Source organism: Flavobacterium sp. UW10123 (assembly GCF_040538975.1).
Lineage (GTDB): Bacteria > Bacteroidota > Bacteroidia > Flavobacteriales > Flavobacteriaceae > Flavobacterium.
In genome coordinates, this window is sequence record NZ_JBEWQE010000002.1 from 352,582 (window position 1) to 372,752 (window position 20,171).

Consider the following 20,171-nt stretch of genomic DNA (forward strand, 5'->3'; position numbering starts at 1 on the left):
TAAAAAATGAAAGGCTTCGATTGATTTCGAAGCCTTTTTTTTTATCAAAATATTATTATTCAAATAATTCTTTAGTTTCTTCCTCTTCATCGTTGCCTTCAATAAAATCCAGCTCCAAAGCTCTTACGCTTTGTACCGCATTTCCAGCAATACCACGAATAGAACCGTACATTCCTAAAGTATTATGAACTACTTTTTCAATTTGTTTTTTGCGCTGTTTCCAAATTCTCTGCATCGCTCTTTTTTCAGAATCGAGATCGCTTTGCATTTGAGTGAAACCTTCTACAATTCCTTCTATCTGTAAACGGAATTCGTTGCTCGTAAGAAAATCATATAACATAGACATTTTATCGCCTTTATTTTCTTGAGCCTGAACCGCTTGATTAATTTGAATTAAAGATTGACGCAAAACAGCGCTCAAACCCTTAAATTCTTCATAGGTACAAATCCAGATTCCGTCGCGCATTCCCATTCGATCCATTCCCGAAGGCATAACTTCTGTAACCAAAACTCCAATGTTTGCTCTTTTGGTTCTGATATCGTTTTTGAATTTCTCGATCCAAGAAGGCTGAAATGCTTTTGTTCTCTTGCTTTCATAATAAATAGAACCGCAATTTTGATGTTCTCTGGTGTTTACAACCTGAAGACAATCGGCGCCGTTTGCACCTTTCTTAATTTCATCAATACTGTCAAGAGGAAAATTATTTGCCAGCCATTCTTCAATCGCTAATTCCATTACTTCGCCCTGCAACTGCATAGAACCTTGTTCCTGCTTGCGCTTCATTTCTTCCGTCAGCTTTTTTTGTTCTTCGAGCTGTTTCTGAAGTTCTTTGAATTTCAGTTCGTTTTTATCGTCTTCTTGCTTTCTGATTTTTTCGCGTTCCATAGCCAATTGAGCGTTCAATTGTTTTTCGGCTTCGGCTTGAATAGCTTCTTTCATTTCCAGTTTTTCGCGCTGCAATTTTGCGATTTCACCTTCCATTTTATTTAATTCCCTGATTTTTTCCGATTTTTCAGAGAGTTCTTTTTCCATTAAAAGCAAACGGTCTTTGTTCTCTTCTTCAAGTTTGGTTTTTAGTTTTTCAGAGATTTCTTTTTCTGCAATTTTTCTTTCACGTTCTAGACGTTCTGCAAAAAGTTCGTTTTCCTGTTTTTTCTTCGCTTCAAATTCGGCTTTGGCTTTGTCCAGTTGTTCGTTTTTAAGCTCTAATTCTTTATTTTGAATAGTTGCTTTTTGTTGGAATTCTTTACGGATGCTATCTTCCAATTGATGTTTTAAAACATCATTTACGTCGATAGGAGTTCCGCAGTTTGGACACTGAATTGAAGATTGCTCAGCCATTTTATATTGAAATTTTATTGTAGAATTTGAATTTGCTAAGATATTTAAAAGTTCTCTTTTTGTGATGCGGATTTCTGTACTAATTTGTAACGAATTTTTTTATAGCCACAATGTATTCTGATTATGCCTCTCGCAAAATCGCAGAAGCGCAAAGATTTTATTTCACGCAGATTTTATAAGATCTAAGCAGATTCTGCAGATGATTTATAAAAATCAAATTTGCTAAATCTGCATGAAACTTAATTTTTTACATTTTGTAAATAAAACTTTGCGCTTCTGCGACTTTGCGAGATTTAAAAAAAATTTAGCGTCCTAGCGCCTTTGTGGCAATAAAAACTCAACAGCAGATCGAGTAATCTCAGAATCATCGTCTTTTGAAGTAATCAAGGAAACATTCGTATATAAATTCACTTTTTTTAATTCAATAAAACCGATCTCAGAATCTTGATTATTTTTGGTAACGTTTGAGGGAACAATCGAAATTCCCAAGCCGTTTTTGACTAATTGCACGATTGAGTTAATATTATTCGCTTCGTGAATAATCTTTGGTGTAAAGCCATAAAAAGCACAAAGTTCTAATAAAACTTCATGATAATGTGGAGCGTAATCTTTATTGAAGAATACAAACGTTTCGTCTTTTAGATTTGCAATTTCATTTTCTGACTTTATATGAATGGATTTTTTATTATAAACTAATGAGAAACCATCTTTAAACCATAAATGTGGTTTTATTTTAGGAGACTGAATTGGTGATCGAATAATTCCCATTTCAATTTTCCCTTGTTCTAAAGCATCAATTTGTTTTGTGGTTGAAATTTCGAAAAGTTTGAAATTAACATAAGGAAATTGTGCCTTTAAATGTTTGATTAAATCTGAAATGACAGCAGAATATATCGAACTGATATAGGCGATTCTGAATTCTCCCGAAACATTTTCTGCTATCTTTTTTGTTTTCTCAGAAATACGTTCCAAATTCTGAAAAAGAGCTGTAGTTTCTTCTTTAAAATATTTTCCAGCTTCGGTAAGTTCTACTTTTTTATTGTTTCTGATAAAAAGTTTTGCCTGAAGTTCTTCTTCCAATTCAGCAATCTGCCGACTTAATGGCGGTTGAGAAATAAAGAGTTTTTCTGAAGCTTTGGTAAAGTTCAGTTCTTCGGCGACAGCTAAGAAATATTTTAAGTGGCGTAATTCCATGATACTTTAAAGGTATTGTTAATTGATAAAAATAGTATTTTTAAAGTATTTATGAAAAGAATAGTTTTGATTTTAGGTTAAATGTTAGAAGTGAAACGTTAAAAGTGAGAGTTGTAACGAATAACCCATAACAAAAAACTTATAACCTTTTAAAACAAAATAAGTTTCTCGCAGATTGAGAAGATATGGCAGATTATTAATTTAGATAAATCATCTTAATCATAATAATATCCCAATCATATAATAGCAAAAAGATTAGCTCAGTCTTCTTGATTTGCGAGAGATTAAAAAAACAAAAGACCATGAAAAAATCAACTATTGCAGAAATCAAAGAACGATTTGACAATGATGTCGAACGATTTTCAAACTTAGAAACTGGACAAGTCGCTACAATCGACGCTACTATTTCTTTGGAATTAATAACTGAAGCTTCAAAACGTATTGTTCCAAATGCTACAAATGTTTTGGATGTAGGTTGCGGAGCAGGAAATTATACTTTAAAAATGTTGTCAAAAGTGCCAAACTTGAATTGCACTTTGGCCGATTTGAGTTTGCCAATGTTAGATCGCGCTTTTGAAAGAGTTTCAGCAGAAACAAACGGGAAAGTCGAAATCAAACAGGGCGATATTCGAGAAATAGATTTAGAAGAAAATAGCTTTGATATTATTTTGGCGGGTGCTGTTTTGCATCATTTAAGAGATGATCAGGACTGGGAAACTACTTTCATTAAATTATTTAAATTATTGAAACCAGGAGGCTGTTTAATGATTTCAGATTTGATCACGCAAGACACAGAATTATTGAATGAATATACTTGGCAACGTTACGGTGAATATTTAGAAGGAATAGGAGGGGCAGAGTACCGCCAGAAAGTTTTGGATTATATCGAAAAAGAAGATTCGCCAAGATCTATGAATTATCAATTGGATTTGATGAAAAAAGTAGGTTTTTCTAAAGCAGAAATTTTGCATAAAAACATGTGTTTTGGAGCTTTTGGAGGAATAAAACAGGGCGTCAATTAAACACAAAAAAAATATAGATATTTCGCTAAAACTGCCTTACGGGGCAGTTTTTTATTTTCTGGTAGTAATTTGAAATTTTGATCGGAACTAGTTAATATACAATTGATTTACAATAAGATAATATCATTTTCTTGTGTCTCATTTAAATATTTTTATCAAAAAAAATAACAATACATAAAATAATAAAGGGATAAAGTGACGCGTCTCTTTATTGATTTTATGGGAATTAACCAGTATCACTAACCTAATAACTACCATTTTGAAAAAACACTACTTTTTTGGAGCAGTTTTTCTGCTTCAGTTTTTTGTGTCCTTTGGACAGAATCCAACCCGATGCGGTACCCAATTATCTCAAAAAGAAGAGGCCGCTTTCGTAAAATCATTATCAAAAATTAAAACCTGGAAAAAAGGGAGTACGGCAAAAATGACTTCAGCGCCTTATATTATTCCGGTTGTATTTCATATTCTTACAGACGGAACCAATGTTAGTAGCGGTTTAACCAAACAGCAGATGAAATGCAGAATCGATGATGCTTTGCTTACTGTAAATAAAGATTTTAATGGTTTGTTTCCCGAATATGCTACAACGGACCCTCGTTTTGATGGTGTTAAAAGTAAAATGAATATTCAGTTTGTTTTGGCAACTGTTGATCCAGACGGAAACCCATTAGAAATACCTGGTTTGGACTGGCATCCAGAGGCACATGTGAGTGATGGGTATGATCCTAAAATCTACAATTATATTTGGTATGGTAAAAATAGCAGATATTATCTGGATGTTTTAGTTGTTGATGAGCCTAATACAGGTCAAGGATCTGTTGGTTCCGGACATGCATTTTTGCCAATTCAAGATGCTATTCCCCGAGTAACTTACAATCATAGATATATTGGAAGCACATGCGGATCTGATGCCAGTGCTGCTTTTGCAAAAGTAATGACGCACGAGTTCGGCCACTATTTTGGATTAAAACATACTTTTCAAGATGATTGCGATCTTATAAATGATGGTATGGCCGATACTCCGCCAACAAAAGTTGGTGAAGGCTGTGCTAGAAATGTACTCAATAGTTGTGGGGTTTATGCCAATGCTGAGAATCACATGGATTACAATGTAGACTGTCAAAATATGTTTACCAGAGACCAGACTAATGCCATGACTTATTGGTTAGATGATACTTCTGTGGCACAATATCCAAGAGGTTTTTTATGGCAGCAAAGTAATCTAAGCTCCGTTGGAGTGATAGAATCTGCGCCTGTAGCAAATTTTACTAGTAGTACTACTGCGGTTTGTTCTGGAAAAGCAATTGTTTTTAAAGATCGCTCTTTAGGTTTGCCTACTTCAAGGTTGTGGACTTTTGAAGGCGGAACTCCTTCTACATCTACAGAATCGAATCCGACTGTTGTTTATAATACTTCAGGAGTATTCAAGGTAAAATTAGAGGTTACAAATTCTTTAGGAACAAATGCCATAGAAACACCTAATTATACTGAAGTAGACCAAAAATCGGCTGTAAATTTAGCGGAGAGTTTTTCGAGAACTTTTCCTCCACGAGGATGGGAAATTTCTAATCCTGATAATGGATTAGAATGGGAAAAGCGAAATGGTATTGGACATAACGACAGTTCTTGTATGATTATGAACAATGCAGATAATGCTGTTTTGGGTTCTTTAGATTATATAAGATTGCCGTATTTTGATTTTACGGCAGGACAAAATAGTCAGATGTTTTTTGATGTAGCTTATACAAAATTTGATGATGCAAGTCCAGATGTTTTAAAAGTGCAGGTTTCAACAGATTGCGGACAGACTTGGAATGATGTTTACTCTAAAACACATACGGTTTTGCAGACTACCGAAGTGCCAACTGCTTTAGCAAATAATTGGGTGCCAACTTCCGATGCTAATTGGAGAAAAGAAGTTGTTGATTTGAGTGCCTATCAAGGAAATGCAAATGTTTCTATTCGATTTGCAAATGTATCTGGTTACGGAACTAGAATTTGGATTGATAACGTAAATGTAGCCGTAACACAAGCAGCAACTCCGATTTCTGATTTTACTTCAAATATTAGAGACACAAGATGCACAAATCTTACGGTTCCGTTTCTAGATGTTTCAACAGGAAACCCTACATCTTGGGAATGGTCTTTTCCAGGAGGATCACCAGCAACTTCTACAGATAAAAATCCTGTGGTAACTTATAATTCGCCAGGTTCTTATGCAGTTACGCTTTCAACAAAAAATCCAAATGGAACAGGAACAGTTTTAACTAAAAGTAACTTTGTAAAGATAGTTGATCCAGACAGGATTTCTTATACTGAGAATTTTGAAAATTCTTTTCCACCTGCAGAATGGGAGATTGTGAATCCAGACAATAAATTGACTTGGGAGAAACGAGCAGATGCAGGGCATAATTCGCCATCATGTATGGTAATGAATAATGCTGATAATGATAAGGTTGGTGCAATTGATGAAATTATTCTAAAACCAGTCGATATGTCTATCGGAGTAACCGATTTTTCATTTGATGTTGCCTACGCAAAATTTGATGCTGAAAGTCCGGATGTTTTGGAAATTCTTGCCTCTAAAGATTGTGGCGTTACATGGAAAAGTGTTTATTTAAAGACGCATATGGAGTTGGAAACATTTGTAAGCTCCGACCCGAATAACTGGATTCCGACCGTAGATTCGCATTGGAGGACAGAAAGAATATTGCTGACAGAATTTAAAGGTTCTTCAAATGTTTTGCTTAAATTCAAAAACACTTCGGGATATGGATCTAGAATATGGATTGACAATGTTAAATTTACTTTTGACAGTAAAGAAAGTCCGTTTTCAGAATTTGCCATAGAAAATGATAAAATATGCAGTGATTTGCCAATTGCATTTAAGGACATTTCAACAGGAGAACCAACTTCTTGGCTGTGGTCGTTTCCAGGTGGTTCTCCATCTACTTCTACAAGCAAAACGCCAAGTGTTATTTATGAAAACCCAGGAACTTATGATGTTACTTTAACAGCTACTAATTTTTATGGAATTGGAACCGTAATGCATAAAACAGGAGTAGTGGTTGTAAAAGAAAAAAACAGTATTCCGTATTTTGAGAATTTTGAACCAAGTTTTCCTATTCAGGATTGGGAAATTATTAACCCTGATAAAGATGCTATAACTTGGGAGAAACGTTCTGATGTTGGAAAAGGAGATTTGTCTTGTTTGGTTATTAATAATGCAGATAACCCTTCAGGTTTGATTGACGAGCTGATCTTAAAACCATTTGATTTTTCTTCTGCTTCAAGTCCGTTTTTATACTTCGATTTAGCATATACCCAATATTTAAATGCCTTTGATCCAACACCTGCTCCTGATAAAATTGAGATATTCGCGTCTTCAGATTGTGGAGCAACATGGACTTCAGTTTATTTAAAAAATCAATTGCAATTGCAGACTGTTTCGCCTCCAATTGAAGACGATAAGTCAACTCCATCAACAAATGAAACAAATGATTGGATTCCGACTAAAAACTCTGATTGGAGAGAAGAGAAAATTGATTTAAGCATTGTGAAGAATCAAAAGAATGTGCTGCTTAAAATAAAGAATACCTCAGGGTACGGAACAAGAATTTGGTTTGATAATTTTAAAATAGATAATGGACCAAATTTATCTAGTGCAAAACCTCAGAAACCAATTAATTTGGATGGCGTTCAAATATATCCAAATCCGTCAAGCGATGTATTTTACTTGACAACACCATCTTCTGGAGATAATTATACTGTTACGGTTCTTAATGTTGCTGGACAAGTGATTTATAACGAAAAATTCCAAACCAAAAATAATAATAGTAAAGCTATTAATTTGGGAGGGCAGGCAAAAGGAGTATATTTTTTAAATTTGACTTCTTCGTCTAAAAAGACTTTTAGCCAGAAAATAATAAAGCAATAGTTTAAAATTAAAATAAAAAGAAAAGACTGCATCGTAATAGATTGCAGTCTTTTTTTTGTTTTTTAAATATATTTACTCTATTTCTGAAGTGTTTTTTACTTTCGGAGCAGGAAATTTAGACCTAAAATTAAAAACTAATTCTGAAGCTCCATTCTGTTGTAAATAATCTAATTTCCCAACGGCTTCTTCAAGCGTAGGAATGTGACCTTTTGGAATCCACCACATGGCAGTATGCGCTTTTCCGAATTTCTGAAACCATTCTTTTCGGCGTTTTAAAAAGTCGCTGTGAAAAGTTTTGTACATGTAATGTTCTAAAGTTTCGATGCTTTCCCAAACAGAAACGTTGATAATAATTTGTTCATCATTGTACGGATTCAGGCTTGTAGCATTATCAGTTTCGTCTTTTAAGCGCCAGACAAAACCTTCACTCTCTTCAGCTATGGTATTTATAGCATCTAAATTGTCTACAAATTCTTTCATAATTGGGTCGTTAATATCGACTCCTTTCATCTTGGCAATATTAATTTCGGCAAGGTGATAATTGCTCATAAAATATAGGTTTCTGAATTTTAGGCAATTTAGCTTTTTTCTGAATATTGTGTAGGATTTTTTTTGCTACGAATTACACGAATTACACGAATTGCACTAATTTTTATATTCTAAATTAAAAAAACAATTCGTGAAAATTTGTGTAATTCGTGGTAAACTAAACTTATAAAATCTGTGCAGTTTTGTAAACCTGAATTGGGCTTGAAACCAGATTTTCGGTTTTTTTGATAAATTCTTGTAGATATGATTGATTGTTATGCAAGTCTAATCCCGGTTGATCTTTCCATTCTTCCCAAAGAATAAAAACATTCTCGGAAGTGTGTAAATCGTAACGAATACATGCAACTTCTTTTCTAGTTTCGTTTACTAGATGTGTCAGCAGGTTTTGAACTTCAATTAAATGCTCTGGTTTACTTTTTAAAATTGCTGTAATCGAAATCATAATTATAAGTTTTTAAAAGTTTGTTCTAAATGTTTCGTATAATTCTCTCTAAATATAGCAATATTTTCTGGGGTTGCGCCTTTTTCTACATCATGAAAATGGAATCCATCTATTTTTTCCATTCCTGTAAATTTGTTCATTTTGTGGAAACCAAACATAACGCCGTCATCAACAGAAGTTTCTTCGAAGAATTCTCCTGGAAGGGTAAAAGCAGTTGCGGGCGCATTCCAACTTGTGGTCAGCATGTATTTACGGCCGTGTAAAAGTCCACCTGTTCCGTAATTGATGTCAGGATTTACACGGCTTCTTCCGTCGCTTTTGTAAATTCCGTTGTTGTGTCCTTGTGTGAAAACATCATCGATATATTTTTTGAAAAGATTCGGAATTTGAAACCACCAAACCGGTGTATGATAGATAATTAAATCTGCCCAAACGAATTTTTCTACTTCTTTTTGAAGATCTATTTCGTCTTCGATGTGCGTTGTTTTTATTTCGTAATTATTGTTTTTTGAAAGAAATTCAACTGTCCAATCCTGAACGGTTTTATTGAATTGTCCTCCTGAATGTGCGAATTTTTGCCCGCCGTTGATTATGAATATCTTTTTCATTTTACTTTATGTTGTTATGGATACGTGATGCGTGAGGGATTGAGGCGGTATCCTTTTGCGTAATGAAATGGAGCAAAAGATATAGCTGAAAGCCCGACCCGGAGGGACACGCACAAATTCTAAATTATTTAATTTTCGAGATTTTTTTAAACACATAGAGGCATAGATTGTTATTGCTTGGAACCATGTCTCTATGCGTTTGATGAAATTATTTTATTTTAGCAATAGCCTGATTGATGAATTCTAATTCTGAAGCAGATAGGTCGAAATCCATTGTTTTGGCGTTTGAAATAGCTTGTTCTGCGTTTCTTGCTCCTGCTAGAACAATTGCAATTCCTTTTTGTAAAGATGTCCAACGTAATACTAATTGTGATAAACTTGCTTCTTTTGCATGAGCTAAAGAAGTTAATTCTTCGACTAAAGTTTTTACTTTTTGAAGATCAAACTGATTGAAATATCCATTTCTATGGTCGTTTTCTTTTAATTTACTGTCTGTAAAATATTTTCCAGTCAATAAACCTCTTTCCATTGGACTGTAAGCGATAATTCCGATGTTTTCTGCAACTGTGAAAGGAATTAGCTCTTCTTCAATTTTACGGTTCAACATACTATAAGCCACTTGATTTGAAGCGACTTGAATTGTTTTTTGTGCTTCCTGAATTTGTGCAACATTGTAATTGCTTACTCCAAATGCTCTGATTTTTCCTTGCTGAATTAAGCTTTCTGCGGCTTCCATTGTTTCAGAAATTGGTGTTGTTGAGTCTGGCCAGTGAATTTGCAGTAAATCGATATAATCGGTTTGAAGGCGTTTTAAGTTTTCTTCAACCTCTTTAATTACGTTTGCTTTTGATGAGTATTTGTAGATTGGAACTTTTTTTCCATTATCATCTGCGTCGAAAAAGAAATCGCCCTTTCCGTTATTGCTTCCATCCCAAACCAAACCAAATTTAGTAAGTAATTGAATTTTAGAACGGTCGTAAGATTTTATAGCTTCGCCGATCATTTCTTCGCTTAAACCAAATCCGTAAAAAGGAGCAGTGTCAATTGTAGTAACTCCGTGGTCAATAGAAGCTTGAACAGATTCGATTGAATCTTTCTTTTCTGTACCGCCCCACATGGTTCCGCCAATGGCAAATGCACCGTATGTAATAGCTGATAATTCAAGTTCTGAGTTGCCTAGTTTTCTATATTCCATGATTGTGATTTTTTATGTTTAAAATTGATGAGGCAAAATTATACTGTTTTTGTGATTCTTATTTGGTATATATTTGTCTTTTTTAGGTATATTTGCATCTTCAAATAAATGAGATTATGAAAAAAGAAAATTTATACGAACCTTTTACGGTTTCTTTTGAAACGCTGAATGAATATCCAGATGTTGGAGATCGTCATAATTTTTTCGAACTGGTTTATATTCTAGAAGGAACAGGAAGACAGTGTATCAATAAGAATATTTTTGAATATGATCCTGGGCATTTGTTTTTATTGACGCCTGAGGATTGTCATAATTTTACCATTGAAACCAAAACGAAATTTTTCTTTTTGAGGTTTAATGATATTTATTTAAAAAACTCAAGTTTGCAGAATGAGAATATTCAGCGATTGGAGTATATTCTTCAAAACGCAAATCATCAGCCAGGCTGCATTCTTAAAAATGATCCTGATAAATGTTTGGTCAAAGTAATGATTGAAGCAATTTGTCGAGAACATAAAGATAAAGATGTTTACAATCAGGAATTGATTCAGCAGTTGGTGAATACGTTGATTATTATTGTGGCAAGAAATATTGCAAAATATCTTCCTGAGCAAGTAACCATAAATACGGAAGCCAAAGCAATGGATATTCTGCAATATATTCAGAATAATATTTACTATCCTGAAAAAATCAAAGCGGAATCAATTAGCGATTATTTCGGAATTTCGAATACGTACTTAGGTCGCTATTTTAAGAAACATGCCAGCGAAACGATGCAACAGTACATAAGTAATTATAAAACAAAATTGATAGAGCATCGTTTGCAATTCAGCGAGAAGCGTATTAACGAAATTGCGTATGAATTTGGTTTTACGGATGAAAGCCACTTTAATAAGTTTTTTAGAAAGCAAAAAGGGTATAGTCCGTCTGAGTTTAGAAAGACGATTCGATTGAGTGCTTAGATTATTTAGCCACGAATTTCCCGAATTTGCACTAATTTTATTTTTGCCACAGATTAAGTGGATTAAAAATGATTTTTTTTGCTTATTAATTTTCTCTCGCAGATTAAGCAGATTTATTTTTTTTAATCTGCTTAATCTGCGAGAGAAAAAAAATAAAAAATCCGTGTAAATCCGCGTTTTTGCAAAGCGAATCCGTTTTATCTGTGTACTTTAATTTAAAGCCTTTAATTATATAATCTTCTTAATTACGCGAAGTTTATGTGTATGTTTGTTTAATTCAGGATTGTAAATTCCAGTGTGGTCCAAACGGTCAATGCGAACTTTTCCACTTGCATGAATGATGTAGTTATTTTCCATTATGATGCCTACGTGAGTAATGTTTCCTTCGTCATTATCAAAGAAAGCTAAATCGCCTGGTTCGCACTCTTCAATAAAACTTAACGGATCTCCTTCAAGCGCTTGCTGAGAAGCGTCACGATGAATTTTATAACCGTTTAACTTATAAACCATTTGAGTAAATCCAGAACAGTCAATTCCAAAAGGTGTTTTTCCGCCCCACAAATACGGAGCATTTAAATACATAAATGCGGTTTTGATTAAGGCGCTTTTAGGTTTGATGCCGCTGGTTTTTGTTCCTTCAAAATCAAAGTTGGAAGTATTGATTTCGCTATTATTTAAAAAGGATAGAGAAGCTCCAAGCGGAATAGGAAGCAATAGATTATTTGGTGCAGTGATATAATCAATTAAATCAGCATTTAAGATAATTGATTCTTTGCTCAAAAGATCGAATTGCTCTTTGGTAATTTCCTGATATTGTTTAGAATCGACCCAGCCAACGTAGTCGTCAAACTGAATTCTTATTTTAGCCCATTGATTATGGCGTTCTAAAATTTCGATATGTTCGCCAAATAAAAGCTGTGTTACGATTTCACTTCTGTCACTAGCTTCAGCTCGAACGGGTACTATGGCTAAATTGCAAATTCCAAACATCTAAGGAAATTTATAAAGTTGAAAATCAGGAGTCATATTATAACTCCTGATTTTTTGAGATATTGTTTAAGCTCTTTCGATAACAATTGCCGATGCGCCACCACCACCGTTGCAAATTGCAGCAGCTCCAGTTTTTGCATTGTTTTGTTCTAAAACATTCAGTAAAGTTACGATAATACGTGCTCCAGAAGCTCCAAGAGGATGTCCTAAAGAAACAGCGCCACCGTTTACGTTTACTTTATCGTTATCAAGGTTTAATATTTTAGCATTAGCTAATCCAACAACAGAGAAAGCTTCATTAAATTCGAAGAAATCAACATCTGAGATTGAAATTCCAGCTTTGTTTAAAGCTTTTGGTAATGCTTTTGCTGGACTTGTTGTAAACCATTTTGGTTCTTGAGCAGCATCTGCGTAACCTTTTATGTAAGCTAAAGGTTTTAAACCTAAAGCATTTGCTTTTTCTTCAGACATTAAAACCAAAGCAGCGGCTCCGTCATTGATTGTAGAAGCATTTGCAGCGGTTACAGTTCCGTCTTTTGTGAAAACTGGTGCTAAAGATGGAATCTTATCTAATTTTACATTAGTATATTCTTCATCTTTTGAAAATATAATTGGTTCGCCACGTCTTTGCGGTACTTCAACAGGGACAACTTCATTGTCGAATTTTCCAGCGTCCCAAGCTTTTGCACTTCTTTCATAAGATTGAATTGCGAAAGCATCTTGTTCTTCACGGCTGATTTTGTATTCAGTTGCACACAAATCAGCGCAAACTCCCATTGCGTTGTTGTCGTAAGCATCTGTTAAACCATCTTTCTGCATTCCGTCAAGCATAGTTGCAGGACCAAATTTGTTTCCAGCACGCATTTGTACATAGTGAGGAATCAAGCTCATGCTTTCCATTCCGCCCGCTACTACAATTTCAGCGTCACCGCATGCGATTGCTTGTGCAGCAAACATTACCGCTTTCATTCCAGAAGCACATACTTTGTTGACTGTTGTGGCAGCAACTTCTTCAGACAAACCAGCAAAAAGTGCTGCTTGGCGCGCCGGTGCTTGTCCGACACCTGCCTGAATTACATTCCCCATGAAAACTTCATCGACTAATTTTGGGTCAAGATTAATTTTTGAAAGGGCTCCTTTTATAGCAGCAGCGCCTAATTTTGGTGCAGGTACAGTAGATAACCCGCCCATGAAACTTCCGATAGGTGTTCTAACGGCAGAAACGATAACAACTCTTTTGTTCATTTTCTGTTTAATAATAGTTAGTAAGCAAATTTACTGTTTATTTGAATAAATTCAAATTTTGTATTGAATAGGGTTGATTTTAAATTTAAGGTGAAATTTTTGTTAATTCTATTTGTTTGATTGTGAAGTGTTTTTGAAAAAAGATGAAAAAAAACTAAAAAAACTCAAAAAAAAGCTTGTGAGAAAAGGAATGTTGTTATACATTTGCACTCGCAAAACGGAAGCAATTCCACTAGCAAGGAGAGGTGCCAGAGCGGTAATGGAGCAGATTGCTAATCTGTCGACGGGTAACCGTCGCCAGGGTTCGAGTCCCTGTCTCTCCGCTTAAATTTTGCCTCGGGGTGTAGCGTAGCCCGGTTATCGCGCCTGCTTTGGGAGCAGGAGGCCGCAGGTTCGAATCCTGCCACCCCGACTACAATTGAAATAATGGACGCATAGCTCAGCTGGATAGAGCACCTGCCTTCTAAGCAGGCGGTCGAAGGTTCGAATCCTTCTGCGTTCACAAAAAGTCACTCAAATAGAGTGACTTTTTTGTTTTTATGTATGTACGTTTGATTTCTATCTTTAGAAATTTTAAAATAATGGTTCCATAGCTCAGCTGGATAGAGCAACGCACTTCTAATGCGTAGGTCGAAGGTTCGAATCCTTCTGGGATCACTTTATAGGATGATCATTTTTGATCATCCTTTTTTGTTTTGGATCTATTTTGCTTATTTTTAGTTGTTCATGATTAAAAAATTTTAATGATATGAGAATAGCAATACTTGGAACTCATAAGGTAGGTAAAACCACATTTGCAGAAAAACTGCATGAAGCTCTTCCTGATTATGAGTTTTATTCAGAACCGTATTTTGAACTGCAGGAAATAGGTTTTGATTTTTCTGAAATACCTACTGCAGATGATTATAGGGTCCAGTTAGAACATTCTTTAAAGCAAATTGTAAGAAGTAACAGAAACGCTATTTTTGACCGCTGTCCGATTGATCTTTTAGCATATGCTTTAGCGGTCGATGATAAATTAAATTTTTCGTTAATATTTAATAAAATTCAAAATGCAATTAAGGAAATTGATGTTTTTGTATTTGTTCCTATTGAAAAGCCAGATCGAATTTTGTGCTCAGCCTCTGATTTGCCTGAACTGAGGTATGAAGTAAATGATATTATCGGAGAATTAATTGATGATTTTGATTTGGAAGTAATTGAAGTAAAAGGAAGTTTATCTGAAAGATCAGATCAAATTCAAAATAAAATATTAAAGAGAAAAAATAAATAAAGACCAAACATTCTTGAACGCTTGGTCTTTATTCGTTTATAATATTTGTTTTTAATGCTAATTACATTTATCAATAATTGTCAAATTCTCTTCGTTTGTAAAAAGTATCGTCATTACTTTCAGAAGCAAGGCGCGATTCTTCAGTAGGATAATAAGAATTCAATACTCTTCTTTCGTACTCCCTATCAAAATCATTTTGCCAGTTGTATCTGCTTGTTTTTCTAAATGTATCATACCCGATGTTGTTGGCCATGACAATTTTAGTGTCTTTATTTATGCTCACAGAACCAATTGGTAAAATAATGTGACTGTCTCCATCTTTATATACGAATTCTTTTCCATTGTCATTCGCTATTGCGTCATGCACTTCATTGCGACTGTCTTCAATTAATCCTTTGTCTAAATTAACGTCAAGATAAACAACACGCTGCATATCTTTATTAACCCAAAGGTTATCAATTTTTCCTATTGTACGGTTGTCCGAATCTACAATTTTCCAACCTCTAACGTCAGAATAATTTGAAGCGACTTTATAATCAGAAAGCTCGTCTAATCTGAATAAATTTCTATCTTTATTTTCCATAGTTTCTTAATAATTTGCTGTACTATCTGCACTTGAATTGTTTTCGATTTCCATTCTGTTTTCGTTTTGCACTTGATCATTTCTCAAAAAGACATAGTATACAAGTGCTGAGATCAATAGGACTGCTACAATCCATGGCCAAATTGGCTTCTTTTTCTCAATCTTAATTTCTGCCATAACCTATATTTTTAATTGTGAATATTTAATTTTAAAATAAAGGTACAAATGAGGGAAGTCTTGGGAAGTATTTAATTTTTGATAGAATTTATACAATTCCCAGTTAGCTGAAAAAAGATTTTTGCAGGCTTAATTGCCTGAAACATGTTTATTTGATCTTGGGTATTTTAAATATGCCCAATGTTTACGGGCATTTCTACCTTTCTTAAAATATTTTGTAGTAAATTGCTTCTTCATTTTTAATTCTAATAACAAATAAAAATTTTTACTACGCCCCATGAATGAAGAAATAAATTTTTACCGAAACGCCAAGAAAACAAGAAGCTTACTTTTATATGCTAGTGCATTAAGTTTTTTATTAGCAATTGCATTTTTATACGGAATAGGAGTCTTTGATGGAGTATTTAAAATAAAACTTTCAATTGCTTCTGGTGCTATTTTTTTGATAATGCTTGTTTTGATATTTAGAATGCTTGCCAGTATAAAAGATAAATCGCCATTAATTCAAATAGATGCAAATGGATTTTCTGGAAGAACAACTCCAGTAGCGAAAGCTTTCGGAAGAATAGAGTGGCAAGATGTTACCGATTTGCAATTAACGAAAGTAGGAGGTGATACTTTGGTAGCCATTACTATTGACAATATATCTAAGTATGATGGCCGTGTTTCTAAATTTCTTTGGAAAATGGCTTATGATGAGCAAAATTCGAAATTGAATATAATGTACTCGGCTTCAGAAATTGAAATTAATGCAGATGAATTGTATAGGCTGTTTTTAGAACGTTGGAAAAAATAAAATAGTCAGTTATAAAATTTAAAGAGCCACTTTAATGAAGTGGCTCTTTTGTTAATTCTAAATGCAAAATCGGATAGGGTTTTCCACAGCCGTCTAAATCAGAGGTAGATTTTATCTCAAATCCAAAGTGCTTGTAAAATGCAGTGGCTGTTTGGTTATCTTTATTTACGTCAACTTTCGAGATTTTAAGCTCTTCAATTGCATGCAATAATAGTTGTTTGCCAATTCCTTTTCCAATTTGGTCTGCCGTTACAAATAGCATTTCTAAGTTTTCTTCATGAGTTCCGACAAAACCAATAATCTGTTGTTGGTCATTTTTTATACAGTGCAAAGAAACATTGTCAAAAAAGTTTGGAATAAGTTCTTTGTAAAATATAAAATCTTCAGGTTTTAAGAAATCATGTGTCGCTTTTACCGAAGATTCCCAAACTGAAATCAGTTCAAGATATTCTGTTTTATTTACTTTTTGAATCACAGTTTTGATTGTTTAATTTTTTGATGACTGGCAAAAATAGCAATTATGTGTAATGTTGAATTATTTTTTGCCTGCTGCCCAGAAAATAGAATTTCGCAGTAGGGCAGTGTATGCTTCGTTTTGGAATAATTCTGGGGCGTGTCCCATAAAAGTGTAAACATTTCGTGAAGCAAAGTGATCGTTTGTCCACACTACAGGATGGTCTCCCATTTTTATTTTTGAGTCTGGTTGATAAGTAGATTCATCAACTGAAGCTAGAACATGAACGTTTGGTCGCGGACTTTTGTCATAAATATACCATTCTTCTTTTTGGATAAGAAAATCAGACGGAATTCCTTTCGTTACAGGATGAGATTTGTCTTCAATAGTAACTTTTCCGCTAGCAAAGTCTGGAATGTAATTTACAAATCTTATTCCGCCCATAAAATCAGAAAACCATTTCCACATCGGGTATCCATCAAACTCCCCAAGTAAAGTAGCATGATGTAAACCAACCCATCCGCCTTTTCCACTGTTCATGTATTTCTGAAACGCCTGCATCGATTCTTCGCTCCAAGTATAAGGTGGATAATCTAATTGTATAAAAACTTGATATTGTTTTAAAAGTGCTTCGTTGATTGTTTTGGTGCTTTCGATATAATCGATTGTAAAACTGCTATCAATGGCGAGTTTATTCAGCCACGGTTTTGCAGCTTTAGTAAACGGAAGATGATGTCCGCCATTTTCATATAAAACTAAAGCTTTAAAACGTGTTTTTTTCTGTTTTTGAGCCAGACTGTCCTGCTGAAAGAAACAGCTTAAAATAAGTACAAGAAATACTATCGAATTTTTCATGAAAGCAATTTGTTAAGTCGAATTAATTACGGTTCAACCGTTGCAGTTATAGCTTGTAAAAACCATGCTGAATGCGGAATCCATTGTTCGGTCCAGCGCCATTCGTTTCCTTTGTCTTCCATTTTAAAATCAATTCCCGAACCATCGCCGTTTCCATCTTTTCCTGTAATTCCGTTAGAAATACCGCCTTTTTCAGATCCATGTCCGTAATTAGAATGCATATATGGCACATTATTTTCTCCGAATTTATATAAAAAGCACATTGAATACGGATTACAGCCTAAAATCCAAGATAATTGCTGTGACGCATATAAATCGAGCGATTTTTTCGTATCGCTATTCTTTTGAAGCGAAATACTTTTTCCTCCTTCTATGGCTGCTGTTGCCAATGAAGCCAATCGGGCATTTTCTCCCTGCCACCACCAGCCAGTTTCATTATCATGCGGAATAAAAAAGCCATCTTGGATTTTATCGTTAAATAAAAAACTTTGCCTTGCATAACCAAACGGATTAGCTACATTGTTTGTAACGTTTAAATTGTATTCCAAAGCTTTTTTGATAACATTTTCTGCAACAGCTCTTTCTTTACCGTCAGATTCTTTTTTTAGATATCTCGTTAGTGCTACAACTGGCAAACCTGCATCAGCTGCATGCCAAAACGGACGATTTGTATCATTGCTTCTAAACCAGCCTTGATCTGTCATTCGATTCTCGAGTTTGTGAGCCCATTTTCTTGCTTCATCTTTATAAAAATTATCATTAGTAGCAATCCATAATTCTGTTGCTGCCATCAAAGCGCAATAATCGTCTATGATATTTTCTTTTCCGTCGTCATCATATTTGGTGTTATTGATTAAAAGGTGGGCATAAGCTCGTTTTGCTCCATCCAAATATTGTTTTGAAGTAAAATCTCCGCTCTTATTCCATTTTGAAATTCTAGCAAGTGATGCGATTGCCATTCCAGCGCCTTCGCGAAAAGCAGATTGATATTCGTCAGTAGTAACACTATTGGCTTTTAATCCAACAATTCTTCTTGCTGAAGGGTTTTTATCAAAGTAGCTGAAAACAATCATATAAAAATAATCTTCATCAGAAAGACAGCGCATCATATAATCGGCTCCCCAAATGGCTTCATTATCCAAAGAGTCTTTTATTTTCCATTGTGTCAGTTTTTTTGAAATGGTTTCAGACGTATTTATGAGTGACCAAGTAACTAATGGTGTTTGTTGAGGTGATACAAAATTAGCGTAGGCTAAATGCGAAAAATATTTGCTTACATCTCCAGAAGCGTCACACCATCCGCCGTGTACGTCTACCTTTTTTGTGCTTCCAAACAATAACATCTTTTTGTCAGCTTCAAGCTCTTCTGGCGTATTGGCTCTTTGTTTATTATAATAATGAACTATAGAAGAAATGGTGCGTTTAGCTAATATGTTTTCTTCAATAGAGAAACGGGCAGAAGTATAAATCTGATCTGCAATTTTGAATGATACTTTGTAATTCCCAAGTTTTTGGAAAGACGAAAAATCAGCTTTATAATAAAAATTGCCAAGTTTCCAGTCATCGACACTTTCTGGTTTACCAATTTTTGAAGTAAAAACGGTTTTTCCAAAATCGGCATCTATAATGTCAAAAGTTGAATTCAAAAGATTGTTGTTATATTCAATAATAGCAATTTTTGGACTTTTTGGATCAAAGCCTACTTGGTTTACATGTATGATAGTTTTGCTATAAGCTGAAATAGAAAGGAACAAAACTATTAGAATCCATCTTAATTGTTTTCTGAGTTTTAGCATGGTTTTAGTTTTTTAGCTAGTAGAAAAGGCAAATTACAAAAAAGGGAAAATTTTTCTAAGCTAAAAGGTCTTGCACTAAAAACTGAAATTTAGAATGTAGACAAGTTTTATAAGGGTTTGTGCTAAAATTTAAAAACCGATGATGTGTATTTGATGTGATTTTTGAGAATGGATTAAGATTATTTTAATTCACAATTCTTTGCACTTTTTTCATCTGGTTAAAACATCTAGAATGAATTTCGAGACCTTCTCTGTACTGTTCAAGACTCATTCCGTATAGATTTGGAGTGTTTTCTAAACTAGTTTCGTTTGAAGATGAGATTTTATATTGATTTTGAATAGAATCTGACTGATTATTTTCTTTTTTGTTAGTATTGTGAGTGGTCATAAAATTTTGACTTTGGTTAAAAAACGGTTTTGATATATTCTTTTATAATTATGAGGTTAACAATTTTATCTTTTCTATTGCTTGTTTGTTTTCATTAGCAACTTCTACTAATGCAAGTAAAATATCGTTTCTAAGGATAGTTTTATTTCTGACGTTTCTAATTAACGCTTTGCTTGGAGCTGGCTGACCTTTTTTAATGATACAAGCAATAGTAAGATCAACATAAGTAACAGGTAAATGCCTATCTATAAATTCATAAGCTTTTTTATTGTGAGAATTATCTTCTTTAAAATTGCTATTATTGATTAATTTTGACATATATTTGCTAATAATTATTTGTATGTATTTTATTACGTGTAAATG

Annotated in this window: 20 protein-coding genes and 4 tRNA genes; 9 read left to right on the forward strand and 15 right to left on the reverse strand. The window is 34.1% G+C overall.

Annotation, left to right across the window (positions count from 1 at the left end; translation table 11 throughout):
* Nucleotides 1-55 precede the first annotated feature (55 nt).
* Nucleotides 56-1,342, reverse strand: coding sequence for a DUF2130 domain-containing protein (locus tag ABXT06_RS03845; protein WP_354589562.1), 1,287 nt, complete (start codon nt 1,340-1,342; stop codon nt 56-58).
* A 312-nt stretch (nt 1,343-1,654) separates the two neighbouring features.
* Nucleotides 1,655-2,536, reverse strand: a complete 882-nt coding sequence (locus ABXT06_RS03850) for a LysR family transcriptional regulator (protein WP_354589563.1) — start codon at nt 2,534-2,536, stop codon at nt 1,655-1,657.
* 302 nt (nt 2,537-2,838) lie between these two features.
* On the opposite strand from ABXT06_RS03850, the gene ABXT06_RS03855 reads away from it, so the two are divergent.
* A complete protein-coding gene (locus tag ABXT06_RS03855; protein WP_354589564.1) occupies nt 2,839-3,558 on the forward strand; it encodes a class I SAM-dependent methyltransferase in 720 nt (239 codons plus the stop codon).
* Between the two features lie 259 nt (nt 3,559-3,817).
* Complete coding sequence (locus ABXT06_RS03860) at nt 3,818-7,495, forward strand: PKD domain-containing protein (protein WP_354589565.1); 3,678 nt, start codon at nt 3,818-3,820, stop codon at nt 7,493-7,495.
* A gap of 72 nt (nt 7,496-7,567) precedes the next feature.
* Here ABXT06_RS03860 and ABXT06_RS03865 read toward each other — a convergent pair whose 3' ends face one another.
* The 4 genes from ABXT06_RS03865 to ABXT06_RS03880 form a co-directional block, all read right to left on the reverse strand.
* Entirely contained in the window at nt 7,568-8,044 is a 477-nt protein-coding gene (locus tag ABXT06_RS03865; RefSeq protein ID WP_354589566.1) for a DUF3291 domain-containing protein, read from the reverse strand.
* A gap of 163 nt (nt 8,045-8,207) precedes the next feature.
* Nucleotides 8,208-8,486, reverse strand: coding sequence for a putative quinol monooxygenase (locus ABXT06_RS03870; RefSeq protein WP_354589567.1), 279 nt, complete (start codon nt 8,484-8,486; stop codon nt 8,208-8,210).
* 2 nt (nt 8,487-8,488) lie between these two features.
* A complete protein-coding gene (locus tag ABXT06_RS03875; RefSeq protein ID WP_354589568.1) occupies nt 8,489-9,094 on the reverse strand; it encodes an NAD(P)H-dependent oxidoreductase in 606 nt (201 codons plus the stop codon).
* Nucleotides 9,095-9,302: 208 nt separating this feature from the next.
* Nucleotides 9,303-10,289: an aldo/keto reductase gene (locus ABXT06_RS03880; RefSeq protein ID WP_354589569.1), complete on the reverse strand. Its 987-nt coding sequence runs from the start codon at nt 10,287-10,289 to the stop codon at nt 9,303-9,305.
* 116 nt (nt 10,290-10,405) lie between these two features.
* On the opposite strand from ABXT06_RS03880, the gene ABXT06_RS03885 reads away from it, so the two are divergent.
* Entirely contained in the window at nt 10,406-11,251 is an 846-nt protein-coding gene (locus ABXT06_RS03885; protein WP_354589570.1) for an AraC family transcriptional regulator, read from the forward strand.
* Between the two features lie 228 nt (nt 11,252-11,479).
* Here ABXT06_RS03885 and ABXT06_RS03890 read toward each other — a convergent pair whose 3' ends face one another.
* Nucleotides 11,480-12,241 carry a C40 family peptidase gene (locus tag ABXT06_RS03890; RefSeq protein WP_354589571.1) on the reverse strand — a complete coding sequence of 254 codons (762 nt, stop codon included), beginning with the start codon at nt 12,239-12,241 and terminating at the stop codon, nt 11,480-11,482.
* Between the two features lie 66 nt (nt 12,242-12,307).
* The gene (locus ABXT06_RS03895) at nt 12,308-13,486 is read right to left on the reverse strand and encodes an acetyl-CoA C-acyltransferase (protein ID WP_354589572.1); all 1,179 of its coding nucleotides are present in this window, start codon (nt 13,484-13,486) and stop codon (nt 12,308-12,310) included.
* Nucleotides 13,487-13,725: 239 nt separating this feature from the next.
* On the opposite strand from ABXT06_RS03895, the gene ABXT06_RS03900 reads away from it, so the two are divergent.
* The 5 genes from ABXT06_RS03900 to ABXT06_RS03920 all read left to right on the forward strand — a co-directional run bounded on the left by ABXT06_RS03900 (nt 13,726) and on the right by ABXT06_RS03920 (nt 14,759).
* Nucleotides 13,726-13,809, forward strand: a tRNA-Ser gene (locus ABXT06_RS03900).
* A 14-nt stretch (nt 13,810-13,823) separates the two neighbouring features.
* Nucleotides 13,824-13,898, forward strand: a tRNA-Pro gene (locus ABXT06_RS03905).
* 16 nt (nt 13,899-13,914) lie between these two features.
* Nucleotides 13,915-13,988: transfer RNA gene (locus ABXT06_RS03910), tRNA-Arg, on the forward strand.
* A gap of 81 nt (nt 13,989-14,069) precedes the next feature.
* A tRNA-Arg gene (locus ABXT06_RS03915) sits at nt 14,070-14,143 on the forward strand.
* Between the two features lie 91 nt (nt 14,144-14,234).
* The gene (locus ABXT06_RS03920; RefSeq protein WP_354589573.1) at nt 14,235-14,759 is read left to right on the forward strand and encodes an AAA family ATPase; all 525 of its coding nucleotides are present in this window, start codon (nt 14,235-14,237) and stop codon (nt 14,757-14,759) included.
* A 70-nt stretch (nt 14,760-14,829) separates the two neighbouring features.
* Here ABXT06_RS03920 and ABXT06_RS03925 read toward each other — a convergent pair whose 3' ends face one another.
* Both ABXT06_RS03925 and ABXT06_RS03930 read right to left on the reverse strand, forming a co-directional pair.
* Complete coding sequence (locus ABXT06_RS03925; RefSeq protein ID WP_354589574.1) at nt 14,830-15,342, reverse strand: PRC-barrel domain-containing protein; 513 nt, start codon at nt 15,340-15,342, stop codon at nt 14,830-14,832.
* 6 nt (nt 15,343-15,348) lie between these two features.
* A complete protein-coding gene (locus ABXT06_RS03930; RefSeq protein ID WP_354589575.1) occupies nt 15,349-15,519 on the reverse strand; it encodes a hypothetical protein in 171 nt (56 codons plus the stop codon).
* A 277-nt stretch (nt 15,520-15,796) separates the two neighbouring features.
* On the opposite strand from ABXT06_RS03930, the gene ABXT06_RS03935 reads away from it, so the two are divergent.
* Entirely contained in the window at nt 15,797-16,315 is a 519-nt protein-coding gene (locus ABXT06_RS03935) for an STM3941 family protein (RefSeq protein WP_354589576.1), read from the forward strand.
* Nucleotides 16,316-16,346: 31 nt separating this feature from the next.
* Here ABXT06_RS03935 and ABXT06_RS03940 read toward each other — a convergent pair whose 3' ends face one another.
* The 5 genes from ABXT06_RS03940 to ABXT06_RS03960 all read right to left on the reverse strand — a co-directional run bounded on the left by ABXT06_RS03940 (nt 16,347) and on the right by ABXT06_RS03960 (nt 20,126).
* A complete protein-coding gene (locus ABXT06_RS03940; protein WP_354589577.1) occupies nt 16,347-16,790 on the reverse strand; it encodes a GNAT family N-acetyltransferase in 444 nt (147 codons plus the stop codon).
* Between the two features lie 60 nt (nt 16,791-16,850).
* Nucleotides 16,851-17,624 (reverse strand): ThuA domain-containing protein, encoded by a 774-nt coding sequence (locus ABXT06_RS03945; protein WP_354589578.1) that lies wholly within the window; start codon nt 17,622-17,624, stop codon nt 16,851-16,853.
* 26 nt (nt 17,625-17,650) lie between these two features.
* Nucleotides 17,651-19,420, reverse strand: a complete 1,770-nt coding sequence (locus ABXT06_RS03950; RefSeq protein ID WP_354589579.1) for a glycoside hydrolase family 9 protein — start codon at nt 19,418-19,420, stop codon at nt 17,651-17,653.
* Between the two features lie 184 nt (nt 19,421-19,604).
* The gene (locus ABXT06_RS03955) at nt 19,605-19,808 is read right to left on the reverse strand and encodes a hypothetical protein (protein ID WP_354589580.1); all 204 of its coding nucleotides are present in this window, start codon (nt 19,806-19,808) and stop codon (nt 19,605-19,607) included.
* Between the two features lie 48 nt (nt 19,809-19,856).
* The gene (locus tag ABXT06_RS03960) at nt 19,857-20,126 is read right to left on the reverse strand and encodes a hypothetical protein (RefSeq protein ID WP_354589581.1); all 270 of its coding nucleotides are present in this window, start codon (nt 20,124-20,126) and stop codon (nt 19,857-19,859) included.
* Nucleotides 20,127-20,171 lie beyond the last annotated feature (45 nt).

Bases quoted from the DNA above. Each gene is read 5' to 3' on its own strand.
- ABXT06_RS03930 (WP_354589575.1), bottom strand. From the start codon at position 15,519: ATGGCAGAAATTAAGATTGAGAAAAAGAAGCCAATTTGGCCATGGATT.
- ABXT06_RS03925 (WP_354589574.1), bottom strand. From the start codon at position 15,342: ATGGAAAATAAAGATAGAAATTTATTCAGATTAGACGAGCTTTCTGAT.
- ABXT06_RS03875 (WP_354589568.1), bottom strand. From the start codon at position 9,094: ATGAAAAAGATATTCATAATCAACGGCGGGCAAAAATTCGCACATTCA.
- ABXT06_RS03880 (WP_354589569.1), bottom strand. From the start codon at position 10,289: ATGGAATATAGAAAACTAGGCAACTCAGAACTTGAATTATCAGCTATT.
- ABXT06_RS03935 (WP_354589576.1), top strand. From the start codon at position 15,797: ATGAATGAAGAAATAAATTTTTACCGAAACGCCAAGAAAACAAGAAGC.
- ABXT06_RS03960 (WP_354589581.1), bottom strand. From the start codon at position 20,126: ATGTCAAAATTAATCAATAATAGCAATTTTAAAGAAGATAATTCTCAC.
- ABXT06_RS03865 (WP_354589566.1), bottom strand. From the start codon at position 8,044: ATGAGCAATTATCACCTTGCCGAAATTAATATTGCCAAGATGAAAGGA.
- ABXT06_RS03885 (WP_354589570.1), top strand. From the start codon at position 10,406: ATGAAAAAAGAAAATTTATACGAACCTTTTACGGTTTCTTTTGAAACG.
- ABXT06_RS03920 (WP_354589573.1), top strand. From the start codon at position 14,235: ATGAGAATAGCAATACTTGGAACTCATAAGGTAGGTAAAACCACATTT.
- ABXT06_RS03945 (WP_354589578.1), bottom strand. From the start codon at position 17,624: ATGAAAAATTCGATAGTATTTCTTGTACTTATTTTAAGCTGTTTCTTT.
- ABXT06_RS03895 (WP_354589572.1), bottom strand. From the start codon at position 13,486: ATGAACAAAAGAGTTGTTATCGTTTCTGCCGTTAGAACACCTATCGGA.
- ABXT06_RS03870 (WP_354589567.1), bottom strand. From the start codon at position 8,486: ATGATTTCGATTACAGCAATTTTAAAAAGTAAACCAGAGCATTTAATT.
- ABXT06_RS03890 (WP_354589571.1), bottom strand. From the start codon at position 12,241: ATGTTTGGAATTTGCAATTTAGCCATAGTACCCGTTCGAGCTGAAGCT.
- ABXT06_RS03955 (WP_354589580.1), bottom strand. From the start codon at position 19,808: ATGACCACTCACAATACTAACAAAAAAGAAAATAATCAGTCAGATTCT.
- ABXT06_RS03850 (WP_354589563.1), bottom strand. From the start codon at position 2,536: ATGGAATTACGCCACTTAAAATATTTCTTAGCTGTCGCCGAAGAACTG.
- ABXT06_RS03855 (WP_354589564.1), top strand. From the start codon at position 2,839: ATGAAAAAATCAACTATTGCAGAAATCAAAGAACGATTTGACAATGAT.
- ABXT06_RS03950 (WP_354589579.1), bottom strand. From the start codon at position 19,420: ATGCTAAAACTCAGAAAACAATTAAGATGGATTCTAATAGTTTTGTTC.
- ABXT06_RS03845 (WP_354589562.1), bottom strand. From the start codon at position 1,342: ATGGCTGAGCAATCTTCAATTCAGTGTCCAAACTGCGGAACTCCTATC.